This window comes from Chryseobacterium indologenes (assembly GCF_001295265.1).
Classification (GTDB): domain Bacteria; phylum Bacteroidota; class Bacteroidia; order Flavobacteriales; family Weeksellaceae; genus Chryseobacterium; species Chryseobacterium indologenes_A.
In genome coordinates, this window is sequence record NZ_LJOD01000001.1 from 650,717 (window position 1) to 670,033 (window position 19,317).

A 19,317-nucleotide genomic window follows, 5' to 3' on the forward strand; every position below is an offset into this window, starting at 1 on the left:
AACTAAAAAAAACTTAAAAATTATAACTATGAAAATAAGTAATTTAAAGATTAAAGGATTTAGATCATTTGGGCCAGAAGAAATTAAGATTCCTGTTGATGAAAAACTGGTTGGTTTTATTGGACTCAATAGTGCTGGTAAAACCACTGCTCTTGAAGCACTAAGAAAATTATTTGGACAATCCTTAACAGATAGGGAAATTTTCCGGCAAGATTTTCATATCGGCAAAGATGAAAAGCTTGAAGATATTACTGAAAGGACTCTTTCTATTGAAGCCAGAATTGATTTTGACGAAGAAGAGCAGGAAGCAGTTCCTCATTTTTTTACCGATATGGTAATTGATGAAGAAAACAGCAATCCATATCTCCGGTTGAGACTCGAAGCTTCTTGGATAAAAACTGATTATGGTCCTGAAGGTGAAATTGATAGTAAAGTTTATTATATTAAAGTTCCTGAAGGTAGTGTAGAAGGTGACGACACCAAACAAATATTTCCTAATCACTTAAAACGTCTGATACAAATACTTTATGTTCCTGCAATACGTAGACCTGTTGAACAATTAAAATATGCGTCTGGAAGTATATTATTTCGTGTTTTAAAAAAGATAAAATCAAATGATACTTTTAAATCAGAATTCGATGAAAAAATAAAAGATATAAATGATGCTTTTAAAGGTTTGGAAGACTTTAATATCGTACAAACATCTATTACAGAAAATTGGAGACAATTCCATAAAGATAAGCGTTATAAAGATACGACTCTTGGCTTTGGAGGAAGCGATCTTGATTCCATTCTGAAAAAGCTTGAAATATCCTTTAGTCCCACCGGAACCCACAAAACCTATCAGATTGATGAGCTGGGAGAGGGCTATCGTTCTTTATTTTATTTAACACTGGTATGTGCCTTACTGGAAATAGAAGAGAAATTAGCAGAAAATGATGACGAAGAGAATATTGGGATAAATAGGCCTCTTCTGACAATATTAGCGATAGAAGAACCCGAAAATCATATTGCTCCACAGCTTTTAGGTAGGGTAATAAAAATATTAAAAAAAATCGCAAGTAAAGATAATTCACAGGTTTTACTATCATCTCATACACCTGCGATCGTTAAAAGGCTGAATCCGGAAAGTATTCTTCACTTTAGAATTACGGAAAAATTTGAAACTGAAGTAAATAAAATATTACTTCCAGAGAAAACAGATGATGCATACAAGTATGTCAAGGAAGCTGTTCACAATTATCCCGAATTATACTTTGCTAGATTGGTTGTAATTGGCGAAGGAGATAGTGAAGAAGTGATCTTCAATAGACTTATGGAAGTAATGGAAGTTGATTTTGATGACAATATTATCACTTTTGCCCCACTTGGCCACCGATTTGTAAATCATATTTGGAGATTGTTAGAAACACTCCATATTCCTTATGTTACTCTCTTAGATTTAGACGTGGAAAGAGAAGGTGGAGGTTGGGGAAGGATTAAATATGCACTTAATCAATTAATTAAAATAGGTATAAAAAAAGAAGAGCTTCTAAAGTTGGCTGATGGAAGTATACTCTCTGATGATGCATTAAAAGAAATGCATACCTGGAGTTTGACAGAAAAAGATTCAATTGAAAATTTGAATGGCTGGGTGGATTACTTGAGAAAGTATAATATTTTCTATTCTAATCCTCTTGATTTGGATTTTCTAATGCTTACACATTATCCAGAATTTTATAGAAAAGCAATTCCAAAAAATGGAGGACCTCAAATACCAGATGAAACAACTGAAGCTGAAAAATTTGATGCTAAAGTGAAGGTAGCCATCCAAGCTACATTAAAATCAGAGAAAGCAACCGCAGCTACCTACTCTGAGGAAGATCGAAAATTAATGATCTGGTATAATTACCACTTTTTAGGCCGAGGAAAACCAACTACCCATATTCAGGTCTTATCGTCTATGACTGATGAAGAAATAAATGCTAATCTACCTCAGGTATTTATGGAGGTTTTTGATTGTATATCGTCACTTTTAAAAACAAATCAAGAAGATGAAGCCAATCAAATCTAAAGAATGGATCCCAACAGATGGAATGGATCTTGAAGAAAACGCGTTTAAAGTTGCAACCACTATAGAAAATAACCTTGTTGTGGCTGGTCCGGGTGCAGGAAAGACAGAGCTTTTAGCTCAAAAAGCTTGCTTCCTCTTGCAAACGAATACCTGTAAATTTCCTCATAAGATACTAGCAATAAGTTTTAAAAGAGATGCTGCATACAACCTAAAAGAACGGGTTAGACTTCGTTGCGGTGACGAATTATCTAAACGCTTTGATTCATTAACCTTTGACTCATTTGCCAAACAATTATTAGATCGATTTAAGCAAGCACTTCCAGATGAATATAAAATCTCATCAGAATATGAAATTGTGCTTGGGGATCAATTCATTTTAGCTTTATATGAAAGTGAAGATATTAATTATTTCAATACAACACATCGAAATACCATTATCCAACTTCATAACGCACAATTACCGCACTTATCAAATAATAAAGCTGAGGCTATAAGATATAAAGTTTGGCAGAAAATGATTCAGCAATCAAAGTTATCTTTCACCATGGTGATGCGTTTGGCTGAATATATTATCAATACAAACCCGAAAATTAAAGAATACCTTCAACAAACTTATCATTTTGTATTTTTAGATGAATTTCAGGACACTACTGAACTACAGTATGATCTATTCAAAAGTTGCTTTTTAGATAGTCACACTTCTTACACCGCTGTTGGTGATGATAAACAACGTATAATGATGTGGGCCGGCGCAAGAGAAACTGTGTTTGAGGATTTTATTACTGATGTAAATGCGACTAGAATTCCTCTCAATATGAACTTTAGATGTGCGCCCAGACTAGTGACTTTGTTAAATCATCTTACTCGTCATTTATTAGGAAAAGATGATTTTGCTACTCCATCGCCGAAATGGAACGCCGAACAGGGAGAATGTTACTTTTGGGTTTTTGAAAATCCAGAATCAGAAATGCAAATACTTTTTCGTGAAATTCAAGATTGGATAAATACAGAAGGGATAAATCCCAGGGATATATGTATTTTGGTTAAACAGCAATTAACGCAATATGCCGGAGATCTCATTACTTATTTTAATGAAAATGGTATTAAAGCCAGAGACGAAAATAAATTGCAAGATATTTTAACACAAGAAGTCTGTATTTATATCATTAATATTCTATATGCTATTTTTCAGAAAAAAGCCGGCGAAGCCAAACAAGCGGCATTTGTTTTTTTAAGCAATCTTCACACAGAATTAGAAGATGATCAATTAATAAAACTGCAAAATATCATTTCAGTTTTTATTAAGATAAAGCAAGATGCATATCAAAAGAGAACTCTCAGTGAAGAGCAGATCAATACACTTATTGATGAAATCATCGACTTCGCAGGTAAAGACCGCATTAGAGCAAGTTTTCCGTCATACAAAAATGCTGCTGAATTCGATCGAACCATTACTTCTTTGAAAGAGGTGCTTATTAAAGATTATCATACTACTAAGAATAATATGATTCTAGCGTTAGATATGGTACTTGGTAAAGACACAATACCAGTTATGACAATTCATAAAAGCAAAGGTCTTGAATATCATACTGTGATTTTTATTGGCTTGGAGGATGGTGCTTTTTGGTCATTTGAACGACAACCGGATGAAGATAAATGTGCATTTTTTGTTGCATTATCAAGAGCAAAAGAGCGTGTAGCATTTACATTTAGTAAGAAAAGAACTGGTCGTTTTGGATTGCGGGATCAATCAATAACAAATATTAGCGTTATTCTTGACGAATTAAAAAAATCGGGTATAGTTACAATGGCTGAAAGAAAGTTAAATAGTTGACATTTAACAATCAAATTAAAAAAAATATTAGAAATCATTAGAACCTTATCCAAAAATATAGTTTTTTACTAAAAAAATATATACGCAAATTGACTGCGTAGCTATTGGTTTTATTTGTATATAAAATTCAATTTAGTTTATGAAAGAAGACCTATTTATGCTACATGAACAACACACTTTAATAAAACAACGTTTCATTAAAGATGGATGGATAACAGTTTACCATGGTTATCATGAGGAAGAGAAAGTTAATTCTGGAATATATTGCCTATTAGTAAAACCTGAATATTTAACTACATATATGGAAAGTCGTAATTGGGGTATTCACTGGGGCTCTGAAGGTCACCCTAGCGTAATCACACAGTATAATGAGGGTAGCTCAATTACAGAATATTACCGCTTCGGTGATGAAGGGATGGAACCCTTTGTTTATCCTAAATGGTTTAGCCACAATAAGGAACGGTATGTTGATGTTTCCCAAGAATTTGTAAATTATTTTAATTTATTTGAAAAATCCATCTCCAAAAAGAATCGTACATATTATTATATTGATGATTCTGGCGATGAGGAAGAAGCGATTATTGTTAGAGAACGAGAAGTTAGAATTAAACTGAAGTTTATAGTAGAATATTTAGCAGTACGTAAAATCCATCTATCGTTGTGTTTCGATTTTATGCTGATTACGGATAAAGATGGTGAAGGAAACTCTTTCCAATCTAAAGACGAAGACTTCGTTGGCGAAGCTTTCAACTATAAACATTTGATTAGGGTAGTACATGGCATTAGTGGATATAAATACCAAAGCTGGATAATCGGTAAGACTTTGCTTAAATATGACCCGACTAAAAGTCAAATTTTTCATTTTGAAGTCAATGATGAATTAAACGAAAGTTTTATAATTGGCTATAATGAAGATGGAAGTGAAAAATTAGTTTCCTGTAATTCGGAAGAACATCAATTTTTCACGCCGGTTTTCTTTAAAAAGACTGTGCTCAATAAATACTATGATAATCCTCAAAAATACACTGTTGATGGTTTCCATATCAGTTCTAGTTTTATTACTTTAAAAATAGACAATAATCACGACGATTATGTAATGGTTTTTTTGAATGATTTGACAATGCTTCCACAGAAAGAACAAATCCATTGGAAATATCATAATATAGCGCCAGAACCGGAAATGGGGATAAGTGGTTCTTATTATGATACAATGGTAATGGGTAATTGGGCTCGGCCCTCAGATTCTATTGATGTAAGATTCAAGGAGAAATATAATAGATTCAACAAAAAATGGTTTGATAAATTTGGCTGGTATTTCTATAAAGTGCAGATTGGTACTGATAAGCATCGCTTTGACGCCCTTCATCTACCTTCGGAAAACACAGTAACATCATTTTCAGACCAGCTATTGACTTTAGTTAAACTGACCATTGATAGTTTGAATGAGGAAATGATGGTGAAAGGGCTAGAAAAAGTCCAAAATGAAAAAGGTATTGGAAAACTTGAAAGATTTTTACAGCACCACAATAGGGAGATTCCTGATATGATTAATTTTTTACGTAATTTACAAGATCTTCGGTCCGGAATGATAGCTCATAGGTATAGCAGTTCAAACAAGAGTGTCAAGAGAGCCATGGATTACTTTGGATTGACTGATGAAAATTATCGTCAAGTTGCATTTGATATTTTTGTTAAATCGCTATATACTCTTAATACTTTATCAAGCTTGTTTTCAATTGAAGAAATGCCAGAAGATTAAGAATAATGTTATTAAAATCAAGTAATATTTATTTCTCATATAGCAAATACTACTTTCTATGATGCTGTTTTCAATTAGGAAGTCCAGACATGACATTCTTTTGATAAAAACTGATTCCCTATCTTCTTTTTATATTATTTTGTGATAACAAGGAGTATTATTCCATATAGGGAATCGGAAGATAATTTTTGCTTGATTGGGAAGGGTAGACATATTGCAATTTGCTATATCATGGTGATCTAAAGTTCTTTTACGCGTTGGGATATTTTACTTGGGTAAATGTGCTTTGGCCTTTGCTGTGTAAACATAGAAAACTAAGATTGGAATACTAAAAATATTTTTTTATAGTCATTTAAGAGTTCAGTTCAGCGAATAAATGGTTGTTGTGTAACTAAAATATCAGTATTTTCGTTAATAAAACTTTTAGCAATTAATGACCAAACATGCTATATTAATAGGGATAAATCAAATACCTGAAATGCCATATCTGGCATCACCGTCAAGTTACGCCATAAAGATGAAAAACTGGGCAGAGGGACAAGGATATATTACCGCACTTTTTGTGGATGAGCCTAGAGGAGAGAGTACATCTGGCGAATGTACAAGAACTTACATTCTAAATACGGTTAGCACTATTATTGACGAGGGAACAGATCAGCTTTTAATTTATTTTGCCGGACATGGGGTTGAACGCGCAGCGGGTGAAGATATTTGGTTATTTCCCGGTTATTTGCGGGATACTTCAGAAAGCGCTAGTGTTCTGTCTTGCCAGCAGAGGGCTTACCGGTCAGGTATTAAGCACGTAGTTTTCATTTCTGACGCCTGCCGTAGCGCTTCTAGTGCAACCACGGTACAAGGATTAGATCCAGGTGCATTGTTCCCCAATCTAACTCGTAACAATAGGACAGAAATAGACACATTTTATTCGACTCATTCAGGAGCTAAGTCAATTGATGTGATGGATGAAGATGGAAATTACCGAAGTGTTTACAGTGATAATTTACTAAAATGCTTAAATGGTGAAGTTACAGAAGTTATCAGGCCGATAAAACGGCTAAATCCTCCATTTCCGGCGGTCCTTTCTCATGAACTCAATGATTATCTGAAAACGAAAGTGCCCGACGAAATCTATTTGGCAACGGGTAAGAAACAGTTTCCTATTGGTAGTGTTTCTTCGTCCGACCCACTTTTTTTATCCAAATTTAGTGAACAGGTTCTTGTCGAAACTATTGGTGAAACAGGGCTTTCATTGATAACGGACCAAGAGCCGATCCCAGTTGATACAGAAGTAGTTTCTGAAAAGCTGAATTTTTATTTACGTGCTAAAGGTGGCAGCTCCGCAAGGGAAATGCAACAAATAAAAAGGGATTTTAAACTTGACTATGACTTTTTCACTGCTGATGCACTATTTCAGCAAGGTGAGACTGGACTATATGTGAAGGGGGTGAGAAATCCTCTAGTTTTCAGCAGCAGGCAACAAGATCGTCAATGGAATGACGCAAGGCGGAATTTCTCATCTCCACAGATTTTTGATTTCAGCGATGTTGATCATGGTTCAAACGCGATGTATTTTATCGGAAATTATGGAGGTAAAAGATTTTACCCGATAACATTGCTCCGCGGTTTTTTTACTCAGGTTGTTTTTCATAAAAATGAATTATTGACAGTCAATTATTTTCCAACGGATCCAAATGGTAAACACGAGTCTAGGCATTATGCTAATGAGGTAGCCGAAAGGAAGTCAAATATAATTATGGCAGCCAAAAAAGGGATTTTTCAAAGTACCTATGAGTTAAATCAAGGTGGGAATTATTACCGGAAGTATAAACATCTTGAGCCTACATTAGGACTTTTTGCAGCATATGCTTATTTTCAAAATGGGGACTTTGAAGGGGTCCACTCTTTATATGATTTCTTACAACAAAATAACCAATCCATACTTGGAGATATCTCTTTATTGGAGCGACTTTCAAATAGATATCCCTCTACCCAACAAAATGACATGATACAGATCCCTTTACTAACCCAGGGCTGGTCTTATATTGACTTATTAGGCTACAATCCTTTGGAAAACTTGGTTCCATATCTTCAACCAGGTCTTTGGACCTCTTTTTCCAGGGAAGGCTTTCGAAATATTCACGATAATCTAACACAATTGTAATGCGTATCTTATTTATACACGGTAGGGCACAAGAGCACTCTAGCCAGGAAGAGTTACTGGATAAATGGACAACCGAACTTAAAAAGTCATTTGAAAATGCAGGTATTTCATATCCGGAAGGTGTGACACTGCACATGCCTTATTATGGCAAAGAATTAATTTCTTTAAGGGATCAATTTAAGGACGATGTGCATAGTGGAAAATATCAGATGCGTTCGGCCGAAGATCTGGACGAGATACAGGCCCTTCACAATGATCTGCTGAACGATATGGCTGAAAATGCGGGTATCACACCAAAACAGATATTAGAGGAAATGAAGATGGAAACGCAGGAGCGGGGACTCCAAAATAATCCTATAATTCTTGCTTTAGCAAGGATTCTGGATCGTTACGGAAAAAAATATGCTAATGACCTCATATTAAAGGAAACAGATGATGTCGTGACTTACCTTGTGGTTCCAGACGTAAAAGTTGTTATCAATAAATTGGTCACCGATGCCTTAACCAGTGAACCAACAATTATTATAGCACATTCACTAGGGACTGTGATCGCATATGAAGTTCTGCATATGTTGAAAAAAGAAGATTACAATATTTGTGGCCTGATTACTTTGGGTTCACCTCTTGGAATGAAGGCTATTATCAGACAACTGTACACATCACCAACTTTTCCGCTGGTAGTTAGTGGAAGTTGGACTAATTTATATGATAAACGTGACATTGTTTCATTACGAGCACTCGAAGCAGCGCATTTCAAGGTAAATCCCGAAATTTTGAATATTGACGTAATCAATAAAACAGATAATAGACATGGTATAGAAGGTTATTTGAGCAATGCTTTTGTAGCGAAGTCTATTTCTGATATCATGGCGTGTAATGAATAGAATTTGTACAGTTTTAGGTGGAAAGCATTGATATTATTACTACATTTCTCAAGTAGGCTTCTTGGATATATTTGCAAAAAAGACACTATTTACTAAGTATGTTTCAATATAGTATTGACGTTAAAAATTGAAGGGTAATTTAACCCCTCAAAAATTGTCTTCCTACTTTGTAATCAAGGAAGCATTTCTCTGATCAGGAATAAAATTTGCATCCCTGTTATTGTTTCCATTATGATTTGTTTTTTATATAATCAAGATGTACTGCGGTCTTTCACCCTACCTAGGCGGTAAAACTGATTTAAATACATGCATATATTAATAATTTGAAATTTTCATACGTCCCTCTGATAAGACAGTAGATTGCAAACCTGACTAGACTGCGTGTAGAGACAGTAATTCGCACCGTCAAAAAGATGGAACAGGATCGTTTTCTCAGGCTCATAGGTCGACGGATCCTATACTAAATATTGATAAAAAAATAAGCCTTCCAGTATGGCAATACTAATAATATAGTTATCGATGAAAAATGGATGGCTTATTTCTGTCAAATATATTTGCTAATAAGTAATATCTTATTTTACCATAGATTTTGCATATGCTTGTAGTTGTACCTCGCTGTCTGAGAATTACAGTTTAATGTATCAATACAATAAGAAAATTATTGTTATTTTCCAAATTTTAAGAAAAATCTAACTTAATTTTTAATGACGCTTCCCTGGTAACGGAATCTATTATTTTAGTATAAATTTCTGTTGTCTTAAGGTTTCTATGGCCCAAAAGTTTAGAAATTGTATAAATGGATGTGCCTGATGCAAGCTGTAATGTAGCAAATGTATGTCGAAAGCCATGAAACGTAAAGTATTTGTTGATGCCGGCATTCTTTAGCCATGGTTTAAGAAATTTAATAACATCATCATACTTAATTCCTTCAAAAACTTTTTCATTATTATCTTTTGGAAGACCTAATATTTCTAATGTCTTATCTGATATAGGGTAGTATTCTGCATTTCCAGTTTTACTTTGTTTGTATATAATGTAAAAACTGCCCTTAGAGCCTTGTATGTCACCCCATACAAGGTTTTTAATATCGGAAAAACGAAAACCGGTTAATGCGGAAAATAAGCCAGCTTTTTTAACTAATTGTGATTCACATTTTGCATCAGCCATACTTTGTAGCTCATGTAAGAACAGGAAACAGCGATGAGTTTCCTCTAATTTTATTCCTTTGAGCATTGTACTGAAATCTGTTAAAATATATTTATTATTAAAAGCACTCTTAATGGTATTTCTAAATTTGTCAAAATAAGATGATGCAGTATTAAGACTGATTTTTCTTTCGTATCTGCCAATAGATGGATTAGATAATAAAAAATTTCTAAACTGTTCACATGTAGGATAGTCGAGCTCAATAAAAGGTAAATTTTTTCCACAAAATTTCTGAAAATACTTTACGGCCATTTGCCAATTGTATGAATCTGGGCGTTTGTTTGCTTCAGCTTGAAAGAATTCTGTAAAATCAGCTATCCTTTTTTTAATTAAAAAATCATAATTTTTATTTTGAATATCTATTAAACGTTCGGCTTTTCTATATTCCACCAATTTCAAAGTTTCAATATTATGTTGTTTTTCTACATTATTCTTGGGATTCAAATAGCTATGTAAATGTAGAAAGTACTTTCTCTTAAGGTCTCCTGTTATTGGATGTGCTATGGGAGGATAGATATCCAAATAATGAGATTCTTGTCCATTACTTATGGGCTTTTGTCTTAGTGTTACCCTTGTCATCACCGTTTATTTTTCTCATTAATAAATAGTTTAAACAGTCAAAAAATATTTTACAATTACAATTTATTTCGATTGTTAATTCTCTTTGACTCTTAGAATACTAATCTTAAAAAGATTGTCAATTTCTATTCTACTAATTCTGGTGTTTCTTACTGATAGTTTTATTGATTTTAAACGACCCGAATTAACTAGATGATAGATCATTTGCTTACTGCATTTCAATAAGCAGGCTGATTCTTTAACAGTTAGAAAAGCAGAACTATTTATAATATCTATAGAGGATTCTTTAAAAAGCTGCATGTTGATATTACTTTCTTCTATCTTTTTTGTTTTTAGCGCTGTCTTATATGCCTTCTTATTACAGGTATGGCTGCAGTATCTCGTTACAGTTGTTTTTGCGATAAATTCCTTGCCACAATACTGGCATATTCTTATGGTTTTAATGTTAGAACTCATATCAATTTTTTTAACATGAAAAGTTGTTAACCAAATAATTGAGTATGGGGGGAACCCATAACATTTTGTAGTATGTATTCGTAATAATAGATACTTATTGCTTGAAAAGTCTCAGATGATTAGTAATTTCCTGATAATATACTCATTCGTAGTTTCTTACTAATCCTGTTGTTATATATTTCAAACATCATTTTTACTCTTAAATTCTCTGCTATGATCAATGTTTGGTCATTATGTTTTTTTTCAAGTTGCGATTTAGGTATGCGATACAGAAAAAGTTTTAAATAAAATTTTCGCTGCGATTTTCCAGTTAATGGATCATAGATAGGAGGATAGGCATCTAAATAAAGTCTAACAGTATTTTTAGCTGCAGGCTTTTTACGTAATTTAATAAGTGTCATAATATTTTGTTTTAGAGTTGTCTACAAAAATATTATGAACTCTGTTTATTTTTAAATTATGTCTTTGAAAAGCCTAATTTGTCTTTTATAGGCCTTTCAATAATATAAAATCAACTATATTAATTATTATTTTTGATAACTGTATTGAATAACCTACGTATAATTTCTTTAGATACATAAACAGATTTTCCCTTCTTTATTTTAATTATATTATATATTTTCAATTTATTGTAAAGGGCACTGGCAGAGATTTTATATAGGTTAATGATCTCATTTATTGTCCAACAGTTTTTTATTTTTGTATCTTCATCTTTAAATATAAAAGGTTCTATTTCTGTTTTATTTTGATATAATAACTTTTCAATCTCTTCCTTAAAAACTCTGGTTTTTCTCTGACTAAAATTAATAGAAGATAACTTTCCTTTTTTGATCATATCATAGATGTAGTTCGGGCGCATCCTATAATACTGGAAGCTTCTTTTATCGTCATGCAATCAAAGGGAGAATAAGTGTACATTTTAAAATTGCATAAATTCTTATTTTCTATTGTTTGAGCTGAATTTTTATCATATCTCTTATACATTTTTGTCCTACATCTTTGACTGCAAAACCTTGTTACAGTGGTTTTGGCTGCAAATTCTAATCCACAATATTCGCATGTTTTCAATATGTGGATATGTGTACTCATTGCTTTATTCTAACTAGTTGTGCATCTTGAATGTATATCTAAAAATAGAATGTTTGTAAATGAATGCAATAAATTATCCAAAGTCTAAAATAATACAGTTAAGTTGTCTCAAAAGTGGATTATAAAATGCTTAAAAGAATCTTAGAAATTAACTTTAATAATTGTTAATCAATTTATATAGAAATTAGACTCATTAAGTACAGTAAATTAACCTTTATACTAATGGTAAATTGTTTAAATCTAAATCGTTTTGTATGAAAATGAACTATTATAAAAAGGCTGTAAAAGTTCTAAACAATTACCTTTAAATAAATACTAATTAATTCATTTAGAGTATGCTAGTATATATTAAGTGCAGTGAATTAACCAATAAAATCGTACGGTTTTTATTTTGGAACTAGGGGACAAAACTGGGGACAAATTTAACTGATTTATAGTGCTAATTTTCTTTTGAAAAACACATAAAATGCTGTAATACAGTGATTTATAGGATGTTTAAAAGGATTTGCTTGATTATTATAAGTTGTTGATTTTCAGTAGTTTAAATATGTTATTTCCCGATACAGAATTTAGAAAAAATATTCCCAAGCACCTCATCGTTTGTCACTTCACCGGAGATCTCACCAAGATGTTCCAAAGCATTTCTCAGCTCATAAGCAAGCAGTTCTGTAGAGATCTGGAAAGAAATGGCTTCTTTTACTTTATGTATGGCATCCATTGATTTCTGCAAGGCTTCAAAATGACGCTGATTGGTTATTACCACATTATTTTCTTCGGTTTTTAAATGCTCTACATAGGATGACAATTCATTTTTAAGATCCTGGATATTCTGATTTTCCACTGCTGATATTTTAATAAAATCGAACTCGTGGGCAATTTCATTCCTGAAAATATTTTCTACTGATTCATATTTTGGAGGCAGCACTTCATCAATTTTTGTAGCGCAGATAATCAGCTTCAGATCATTTCTCAATAATGACCGTATCATTTCAATATCTTCCGAATAATCTTCTGTGGCAGCATCGGCAAGGTATACCAGAATATTGGCATTTTCAACTTTTTCCTTAGCTTTTTTCACTCCGATGGCTTCAATTTCATCCAGCGTCTCGCGAAGTCCGGCTGTATCAATCAGTCTGAAGGCATGACCTTTAATATGAAGTACTTCTTCAATGGTATCTCTTGTTGTTCCTGCAATATTGCTTACAATGGCTCTTTCTTCTTTTAAAAGAGCATTTAGCAGAGTAGATTTTCCTGCATTCGGTTTTCCGATGATGGCTACGGCTGTTCCGTTTTTGATGGCATTTCCGTATTGGAAACTTTCGATAAGAGAGCTTAGTTTTATTTCTATTTTATCCAATAGTCCGCTAAGAGCTGTTCGGTCAGCAAATTCCACATCTTCTTCGGCAAAATCCAGTTCCAGTTCAATCAGGGAAACAAAATTCAGAAGGTCTGTTCTTAATAACGATATTTCATTGGTAATTCCTCCTTTGAGCTGGTTGATGGCTACTTTTCTGGAGGCTTCATTTTCAGAGGCAATTACATCGGCAATCGCTTCTGCCTGTGAAAGATCTATTCTTCCATTTATAAAGGCACGAAGGGTAAATTCACCAGCTTTGGCCATTCTTGCCCCGTTTTTAATCAGGGTTTCAAGAATTCGTTTTCCGATATGGGGAGAGCCGTGAAATGCAATTTCCACAGAATTTTCTGTTGTAAAGCTTTTCGGAGCCAGGAAAATAGACAGCATTACCTCATCAATTGCCTCTTCACCATCCATAAAGTATCCGTAATGAATGGTATGGGATTTTTGTTTTTCCAGTTTCTTAGCCGGAAAACTCTTCTGAACGACCGGTAAAGCATCATTCCCGGAAACTCTGATAATCCCTAAAGCCCCTACTCCATTGGCTGTAGCCAGTGCACAAATCGTATCGTTATTCATGGTGCAAATTTACGATTTTTCAGGTTAATTTCTATTGAAGCAGTTTATCTGAATTGTCTATTGTTTCCATTGGAGTTTTACTTTTAAATTTTTGTGCCTGCGTAAGAATAATTAAAATATTGAAAAACTTTTTATTAACAAAAAAGCCATTTCAGGACGAAATGGCTTACTGCTTTTGAATTTACTAAAGTTATATATGAAGATATGAAATGATTGATGTTTCTTTTACTGAAGCAAAGATAGATACCTTCAGACAGATAAACTTCAGGAAAATCCCTAAAATTATATCCGTAAAAATACGGTTGCCTGTCATAAAAAAGCCCCGCAGAAAAGCTGCAGGACTTTCATAGTTTTATCTAACAATTATAATGTTCGGCGTTCGAGTTTAAAGCTTTAATTAATGTTCTACATTCATTATTACCTTTCACTTCTCAGTTTTAAAGCGGACTAACCAGAGTCAGGAACCATTCTTTAACGTCTCCTTCAAGATGAGGACCGATTTTTTCTTCACAGGTTCTGTGATAGTCATTCAGCCATGCAATTTCTTTTTCTGAAAGGATTTCTTTTACAATAGTATCTTTAAAGAATGGACAGAACGTCAGGGTTTCAAACTCATAAAAAGTTCCGTGAATGGTTTTCTCCGCTTCTTTTACGGCGATAAGGTTTTCATGACGGATTCCGTAATCTCCTTCCAGGTAATAGCCCGGTTCGTTTGAGCATACCATTCCCGGCAGAAGATCCTGCGGGTTCAGATCTTTTCTGATATTCTGAGGACCTTCATGTACATTCATAAAGCTTCCCACTCCATGCCCTGTTCCGTGGTTAAAGTCTTTTCCTTCCATCCATAGCGGAAGTCTTGCAACAGCATCAAGGTGAACTCCTTTTGTTCCTTTCGGAAATTTCACCATTGATAAACGGATCATTCCCTGAAGCACTAAGGTAGAATTTTTCTTAAACTCTTCAGAAACTGCTCCTAAAGCCAGGGTTCTTGTAATATCAGTGGTTCCTTCCAGATACTGCCCTCCTGAGTCTACCAGAATGCTCGCATCATTTGTTACTTCTTTGCTGCCTTCTTTTTTTGCAGAATAGTGCATGATGGCTCCATTATCTTTATACCCTACGATACTTCCGAAGCTTTCCCCTACAAAATTCTCTCCTTCTGCACGGAAACCTCTCAGCTTTTCACCGATTGAATATTCGTTCATGGCTTCTTTTCCTGCATTATGGGTCAGCCAGTAAAGAAATTTTACCATCGCCACCCCGTCTCTTACCATTACTTTTCTGAAACCCTCCAGCTCAGCCTCGTTTTTCTGCGCCTTCATAAGGTTACCCGGAACCGGAGCCTTAATAAACTGATTGTCTGCCTTCAATGTCTCAAAGATCTGCTGATTGCTGTTAGGTGACACCAGTACTTTTTCATTTTTAAAAGCTTTCAGATAATTATAAAATTCTTCGTAAGGCATCATTTTTACGAAAGAATCATCCATCTGCTTTCTGGCTTCTACTTCCAGCTTTTCAAGGTCTGTAAACAAAACTGCATCATTCTTTGTAATCACGATATATCCTAAAAATACAGGGTTGCTTTCTACATCGCTTCCTCTTAAATTCAGGGTCCAGGCAACATCGTCAAGGCTTGAAATCACATGAACGGTTGCTTCCTGCTCTTCCATTTTCTGACGGATGGCTCCAAGTTTATCGGTAACAGATTTTCCGGCTCTTTCTACCGGATGTACAAAAATAGGGTTCTTCGAAGGGGTTCCCCTGTCTTTCCAGATCTCTTTTAAAAGCGGAAGGTCTTCCAGAATCAGTTTTTTGGATTGCAGTTTTTGTGAAAGCAGTTCCCAGTTAGCATGTGAAGCTGCCTGAGCATTAACCGCCACTTTACCGCCGGCCGGAATTTCGGAAATAATCCAGTCGATATAATTAGGAGTTCCTTCCATTCCATCTTTGAAAAGATCTATTCCTGAGTCCTTCAGTTCAAGGGCAGCCTGCGTAAAATACCTTCCGTCTGTCCAGAGACCTGCTTTATCTTTTGTTACCACCACAAAACCGGCAGAACCTAAAAACCCTGACAGCCATGCTCTTTCCTGCCATTCTTCAGGCAGATATTCACTCATATGAGGATCTGCAGAATATACTATAAATGCATCAACATTATTTTTCTGCATTTCCTGCCGAAGTGCAGCAACTTTTTCCTTTGAAGTCATTCTTTTCTTTTTTAAACACCGAAAGTTACGAAAAATTTAAGCTCTAAAAATGTAAACTTTTGTGAACTTTCGGGGATAAAGCTAAAATCTGTTGTGACTGTTGTGGTTAAAAAAACCACAGATCTTTGTGTTTTTCTCTCGTTCATTTTATCAATGCCATCTGAAATTTAACCTCAGAGGTTTTGTAAACCTATAAAATTTGCAAGCATATTTTGAAATACCCCATATTTTAAGATACCACAAAATTAATTTTATTACCAATACCGTAAAATTTTGGAAAGATTATTGCTACATCTACAATATGAAAATACAGAATTACAAGAATCACAGGAAATTTTATCCGCCGCATCACTTTGTGTATCTTCCTTTGCTTATCTTTCTTGAAGCCTTTGGAATTTATAAAATATGGGATGATCCTGAAAACAGGCTCATCTGGATTTTATTCTCCGTTGTCATCTTTCTGCTTTTCTATCTGGCTATCATGCTCAGACAGCATTATGCTTTGGGGCTTCAAAATCGTATGGTAAGGCTTGAATTTAAGCAGCGGTATTTTGAGATCTTCGGTAAAAGATCTGATGAAATTGCTGAAAAACTGAGATTTGATCAGATTGCCGCCCTGAGATTTGCTTATGATGAAGAATTCAAAGAACTTCTGAACCGGGCTGTTCAGGAAAACATATCCGGGAATGAGATCAAAAAATCAATCAAAAACTGGAGACCTGATCTACACAGAATTTAACACATCCAAAATATATACATCATGAAAAAGTTGAGCTTATACAGTATGACGATACTCAGCTTGTTAACACTTACGAGCTGTGAAGCAGTAGAAACAATTTTTAAGGCCGGAATGTGGTGGGGAATTATCTTGGTCTGCGCCATTGTAGTTATTCTTTTACTGATCTTTTCGAGGGGTAAAAACTCTTAACCATTTTTTATGGAGAAGAATGCAGATACAGAGATCATTTCTCACCTTAAGCCTTCAAAAATTGTAAAAATTATGAATGATCCGGAAGCTTCTGCAAAGGCGGTACACCTTGTATATACCACCGATGCAGAAACCGCCGGAATTACCCGTAAGAAAACCGGAAAGAAATACTCTTACTTCAAAGACGAACACCTTAAATACAACTCATAAGCATTATTTATCAACTATGACAAGCTTTGCGGTGTTCATATTTATATAAGTATTAAAATCCGATACATTCTTACCTCCATTTTAAAAGATTGGGCAAAAAACACAGAAACACTTCTATTATCTGTCCGGAAAAATGATATTTTCTAAGGATCAGGCATTCATATTCCTGACTCTATAAAAATAAAGTGTATTTTTTCTTTAGCGTTAATTATTGTAAATTTGTATACCAACATATTTTTAATTTAAAATAATACGATATACTATGTCAAAAGCAATTTCGCAAGTACCATTAGCGGTAAATGAGCCGGTAAATTCTTATGTCCCGGGCTCTCCGGAAGTTAAAAGCCTTATTGCCACTTACAAAAAGATGTGGGCGGAAAAGACAGAAATTCCAATGATCATCAACGGGAAGGAAGTAAAAACTGATGAGAAAGTACAGCTTCAGTCTCCACAGGATCATGCGCATGACTTCGGATTTTACTACAAAGGTGGTATGCAGCATGTGGATGACGCTATTAACGCGGCATTGGCAGCTAAGCAACAATGGAATGAGTTAGGATGGGAACAGCGTGCAGCGATCTTCTTAAAGGCAGCTGATCTTTTGGCCGGACCTTACAGAGATGTTATTAATGCAGCAACGATGATCGGACAGTCTAAAAATGTACATCAGGCTGAAATTGATTCTGCATGTGAATTCATTGATTTCTTAAGATTCAATGTAGAATTTATGACTGAAATGTATGCTGAGCAGCCTGTTTCTGACAATGGCATCTGGAACCGTGTAGAGTACAGACCGCTTGAAGGGTTCTGTTTTGCGGTAACTCCATTCAACTTTACAGCGATCTCCGGAAATCTTCCTACGTGTATGGCTATGCTTGGAAATGTTGTGGTTTGGAAGCCTTCTGACAAGCAGGTATATTCTGCGAAAGTAATCATGGATGTATTAACTGAAGCGGGCCTTCCTGCAGGGGTAATCAACATGATTTTCACGGACGGAAAAGAAACTGCTGAAAAAGTATTGGCACACCCGGACTTTGCAGGTCTTCACTTCACAGGTTCTACGAAAGTTTTCCAGGGAATGTGGAAAATGATCGGTGACAATATTCACAACTACAGAACATATCCGAGAATTGTTGGAGAAACCGGTGGTAAAGACTTTGTCATTGCTCACCCGTCTGCTAACGTTGAAGCAGTAGCAACTGCTTTAGTAAGAGGAGCTTTCGAATATCAGGGACAAAAATGTTCTGCGGCTTCAAGAGCGTATGTACCTAAATCTCTTTGGGCTGATGTGAAAAAAGTAATGGAAGCTCAGATGAGCACAATCAAAATCGGTTCTCCTGAAGATCCTTCTAACTTTGTGAACGCTGTCATCGACAAAAATTCTTTCGATAAATGTAAAGGATATATAGACAGAGCTAATGCCTCCGGTGAAGCTACTATAGCCATTGGCGGAACATGTGATGATTCTAAAGGATGGTTTGTGCACCCTACAGTAATTGAAACTACCAATCCTCAGTACGAAAGTATGGTTGAGGAAATCTTCGGCCCAATCCTGTCTGTATTCGTTTATGAAGATCAGGACTGGAAAGAGACGCTAAAATTAGTTGATTCTTCTTCTCCTTATTCATTAACCGGATCTGTTTTTGCACAGGACCGTTATGCAATCAATGAGGCTTTCAAAGCTTTGGAAAATGCTTCTGGAAACTTCTATATCAACGATAAACCAACTGGTGCGGTTGTAGGCCAGCAGCCTTTCGGCGGAGGAAGAGCTTCAGGAACCAACGATAAAGCAGGTTCTAAAATGAATCTTCTAAGATGGACCTCGGTAAGAAGCATCAAGGAAACTTTTGTTTCTCCAAAAGATTATAAATATCCATATTTAGGCTAATCACGAGTAATGGGCAATAAGTAATTACTGCCTGTTTTTATTATACAGCCCCGGAACTTCAGTTTTGGGGCTTTTTTGATGGGGTCATAAGGAATGAGTTAAAAGGGATAAGGTTCAATTTTTTCAC

At 34.8% G+C, this 19,317-nt stretch carries 15 protein-coding genes; 9 read left to right on the forward strand and 6 right to left on the reverse strand.

What is annotated here, in order from left to right; translation table 11 throughout:
- The first annotated feature begins 28 nt into the window (after positions 1–28).
- The 5 genes from AOB46_RS02875 (at position 29) to AOB46_RS02895 (ending at position 8,691) form a co-directional block, all read left to right on the forward strand.
- The gene (locus tag AOB46_RS02875; protein WP_062696523.1) at positions 29–2,053 is read left to right on the forward strand and encodes an ATP-dependent nuclease; all 2,025 of its coding nucleotides are present in this window, start codon (positions 29–31) and stop codon (positions 2,051–2,053) included.
- The gene (locus tag AOB46_RS02880; RefSeq protein ID WP_062696524.1) at positions 2,034–3,887 is read left to right on the forward strand and encodes a UvrD-helicase domain-containing protein; all 1,854 of its coding nucleotides are present in this window, start codon (positions 2,034–2,036) and stop codon (positions 3,885–3,887) included. The genes AOB46_RS02875 and AOB46_RS02880 overlap by 20 nt, the downstream gene beginning before the upstream one ends.
- Positions 3,888–4,026: 139 nt before the next feature.
- Positions 4,027–5,646 (forward strand): hypothetical protein, encoded by a 1,620-nt coding sequence (locus AOB46_RS02885; RefSeq protein ID WP_062696525.1) that lies wholly within the window; start codon positions 4,027–4,029, stop codon positions 5,644–5,646.
- Positions 5,647–6,079: 433 nt separating this feature from the next.
- Positions 6,080–7,807, forward strand: coding sequence for a caspase family protein (locus tag AOB46_RS02890; protein WP_062696526.1), 1,728 nt, complete (start codon positions 6,080–6,082; stop codon positions 7,805–7,807).
- Complete coding sequence (locus AOB46_RS02895) at positions 7,807–8,691, forward strand: hypothetical protein (protein WP_062696527.1); 885 nt, start codon at positions 7,807–7,809, stop codon at positions 8,689–8,691. Before AOB46_RS02890 ends, AOB46_RS02895 begins: the two co-directional genes overlap by 1 nt.
- 678 nt (positions 8,692–9,369) lie before the next feature.
- Here the strand turns inward: AOB46_RS02895 and AOB46_RS02900 are convergent.
- From AOB46_RS02900 to AOB46_RS02925, 6 genes are all read right to left on the reverse strand, one after another.
- Complete coding sequence (locus AOB46_RS02900; protein ID WP_062696528.1) at positions 9,370–10,476, reverse strand: site-specific integrase; 1,107 nt, start codon at positions 10,474–10,476, stop codon at positions 9,370–9,372.
- A 75-nt stretch (positions 10,477–10,551) separates the two neighbouring features.
- Positions 10,552–10,932: a helix-turn-helix transcriptional regulator gene (locus AOB46_RS24025; RefSeq protein ID WP_062696529.1), complete on the reverse strand. Its 381-nt coding sequence runs from the start codon at positions 10,930–10,932 to the stop codon at positions 10,552–10,554.
- A gap of 119 nt (positions 10,933–11,051) precedes the next feature.
- Complete coding sequence (locus AOB46_RS02910; RefSeq protein ID WP_062696530.1) at positions 11,052–11,333, reverse strand: hypothetical protein; 282 nt, start codon at positions 11,331–11,333, stop codon at positions 11,052–11,054.
- A 119-nt stretch (positions 11,334–11,452) separates the two neighbouring features.
- Positions 11,453–11,767, reverse strand: coding sequence for a hypothetical protein (locus AOB46_RS02915; RefSeq protein ID WP_131724308.1), 315 nt, complete (start codon positions 11,765–11,767; stop codon positions 11,453–11,455).
- An 804-nt stretch (positions 11,768–12,571) separates the two neighbouring features.
- Positions 12,572–13,957 (reverse strand): tRNA uridine-5-carboxymethylaminomethyl(34) synthesis GTPase MnmE, encoded by a 1,386-nt coding sequence (gene mnmE, locus AOB46_RS02920; RefSeq protein WP_062696532.1) that lies wholly within the window; start codon positions 13,955–13,957, stop codon positions 12,572–12,574.
- A gap of 437 nt (positions 13,958–14,394) precedes the next feature.
- Positions 14,395–16,164, reverse strand: a complete 1,770-nt coding sequence (locus tag AOB46_RS02925; protein WP_062696533.1) for an aminopeptidase P family protein — start codon at positions 16,162–16,164, stop codon at positions 14,395–14,397.
- Positions 16,165–16,465: 301 nt separating this feature from the next.
- Between AOB46_RS02925 and AOB46_RS02930 the strand changes: the two genes are divergently transcribed.
- The 4 genes from AOB46_RS02930 (at position 16,466) to pruA (ending at position 19,190) form a co-directional block, all read left to right on the forward strand.
- Entirely contained in the window at positions 16,466–16,903 is a 438-nt protein-coding gene (locus AOB46_RS02930) for a DUF6526 family protein (protein WP_062696798.1), read from the forward strand.
- 21 nt (positions 16,904–16,924) lie between these two features.
- A complete protein-coding gene (locus AOB46_RS22855; protein WP_082377001.1) occupies positions 16,925–17,092 on the forward strand; it encodes a phosphatidate cytidylyltransferase in 168 nt (55 codons plus the stop codon).
- 9 nt (positions 17,093–17,101) lie between these two features.
- A complete protein-coding gene (locus AOB46_RS02935; RefSeq protein WP_062696534.1) occupies positions 17,102–17,302 on the forward strand; it encodes a hypothetical protein in 201 nt (66 codons plus the stop codon).
- 262 nt (positions 17,303–17,564) lie between these two features.
- A complete protein-coding gene (gene pruA / locus AOB46_RS02940; protein WP_062696535.1) occupies positions 17,565–19,190 on the forward strand; it encodes an L-glutamate gamma-semialdehyde dehydrogenase in 1,626 nt (541 codons plus the stop codon).
- The last annotated feature ends 127 nt before the right edge of the window (positions 19,191–19,317 follow it).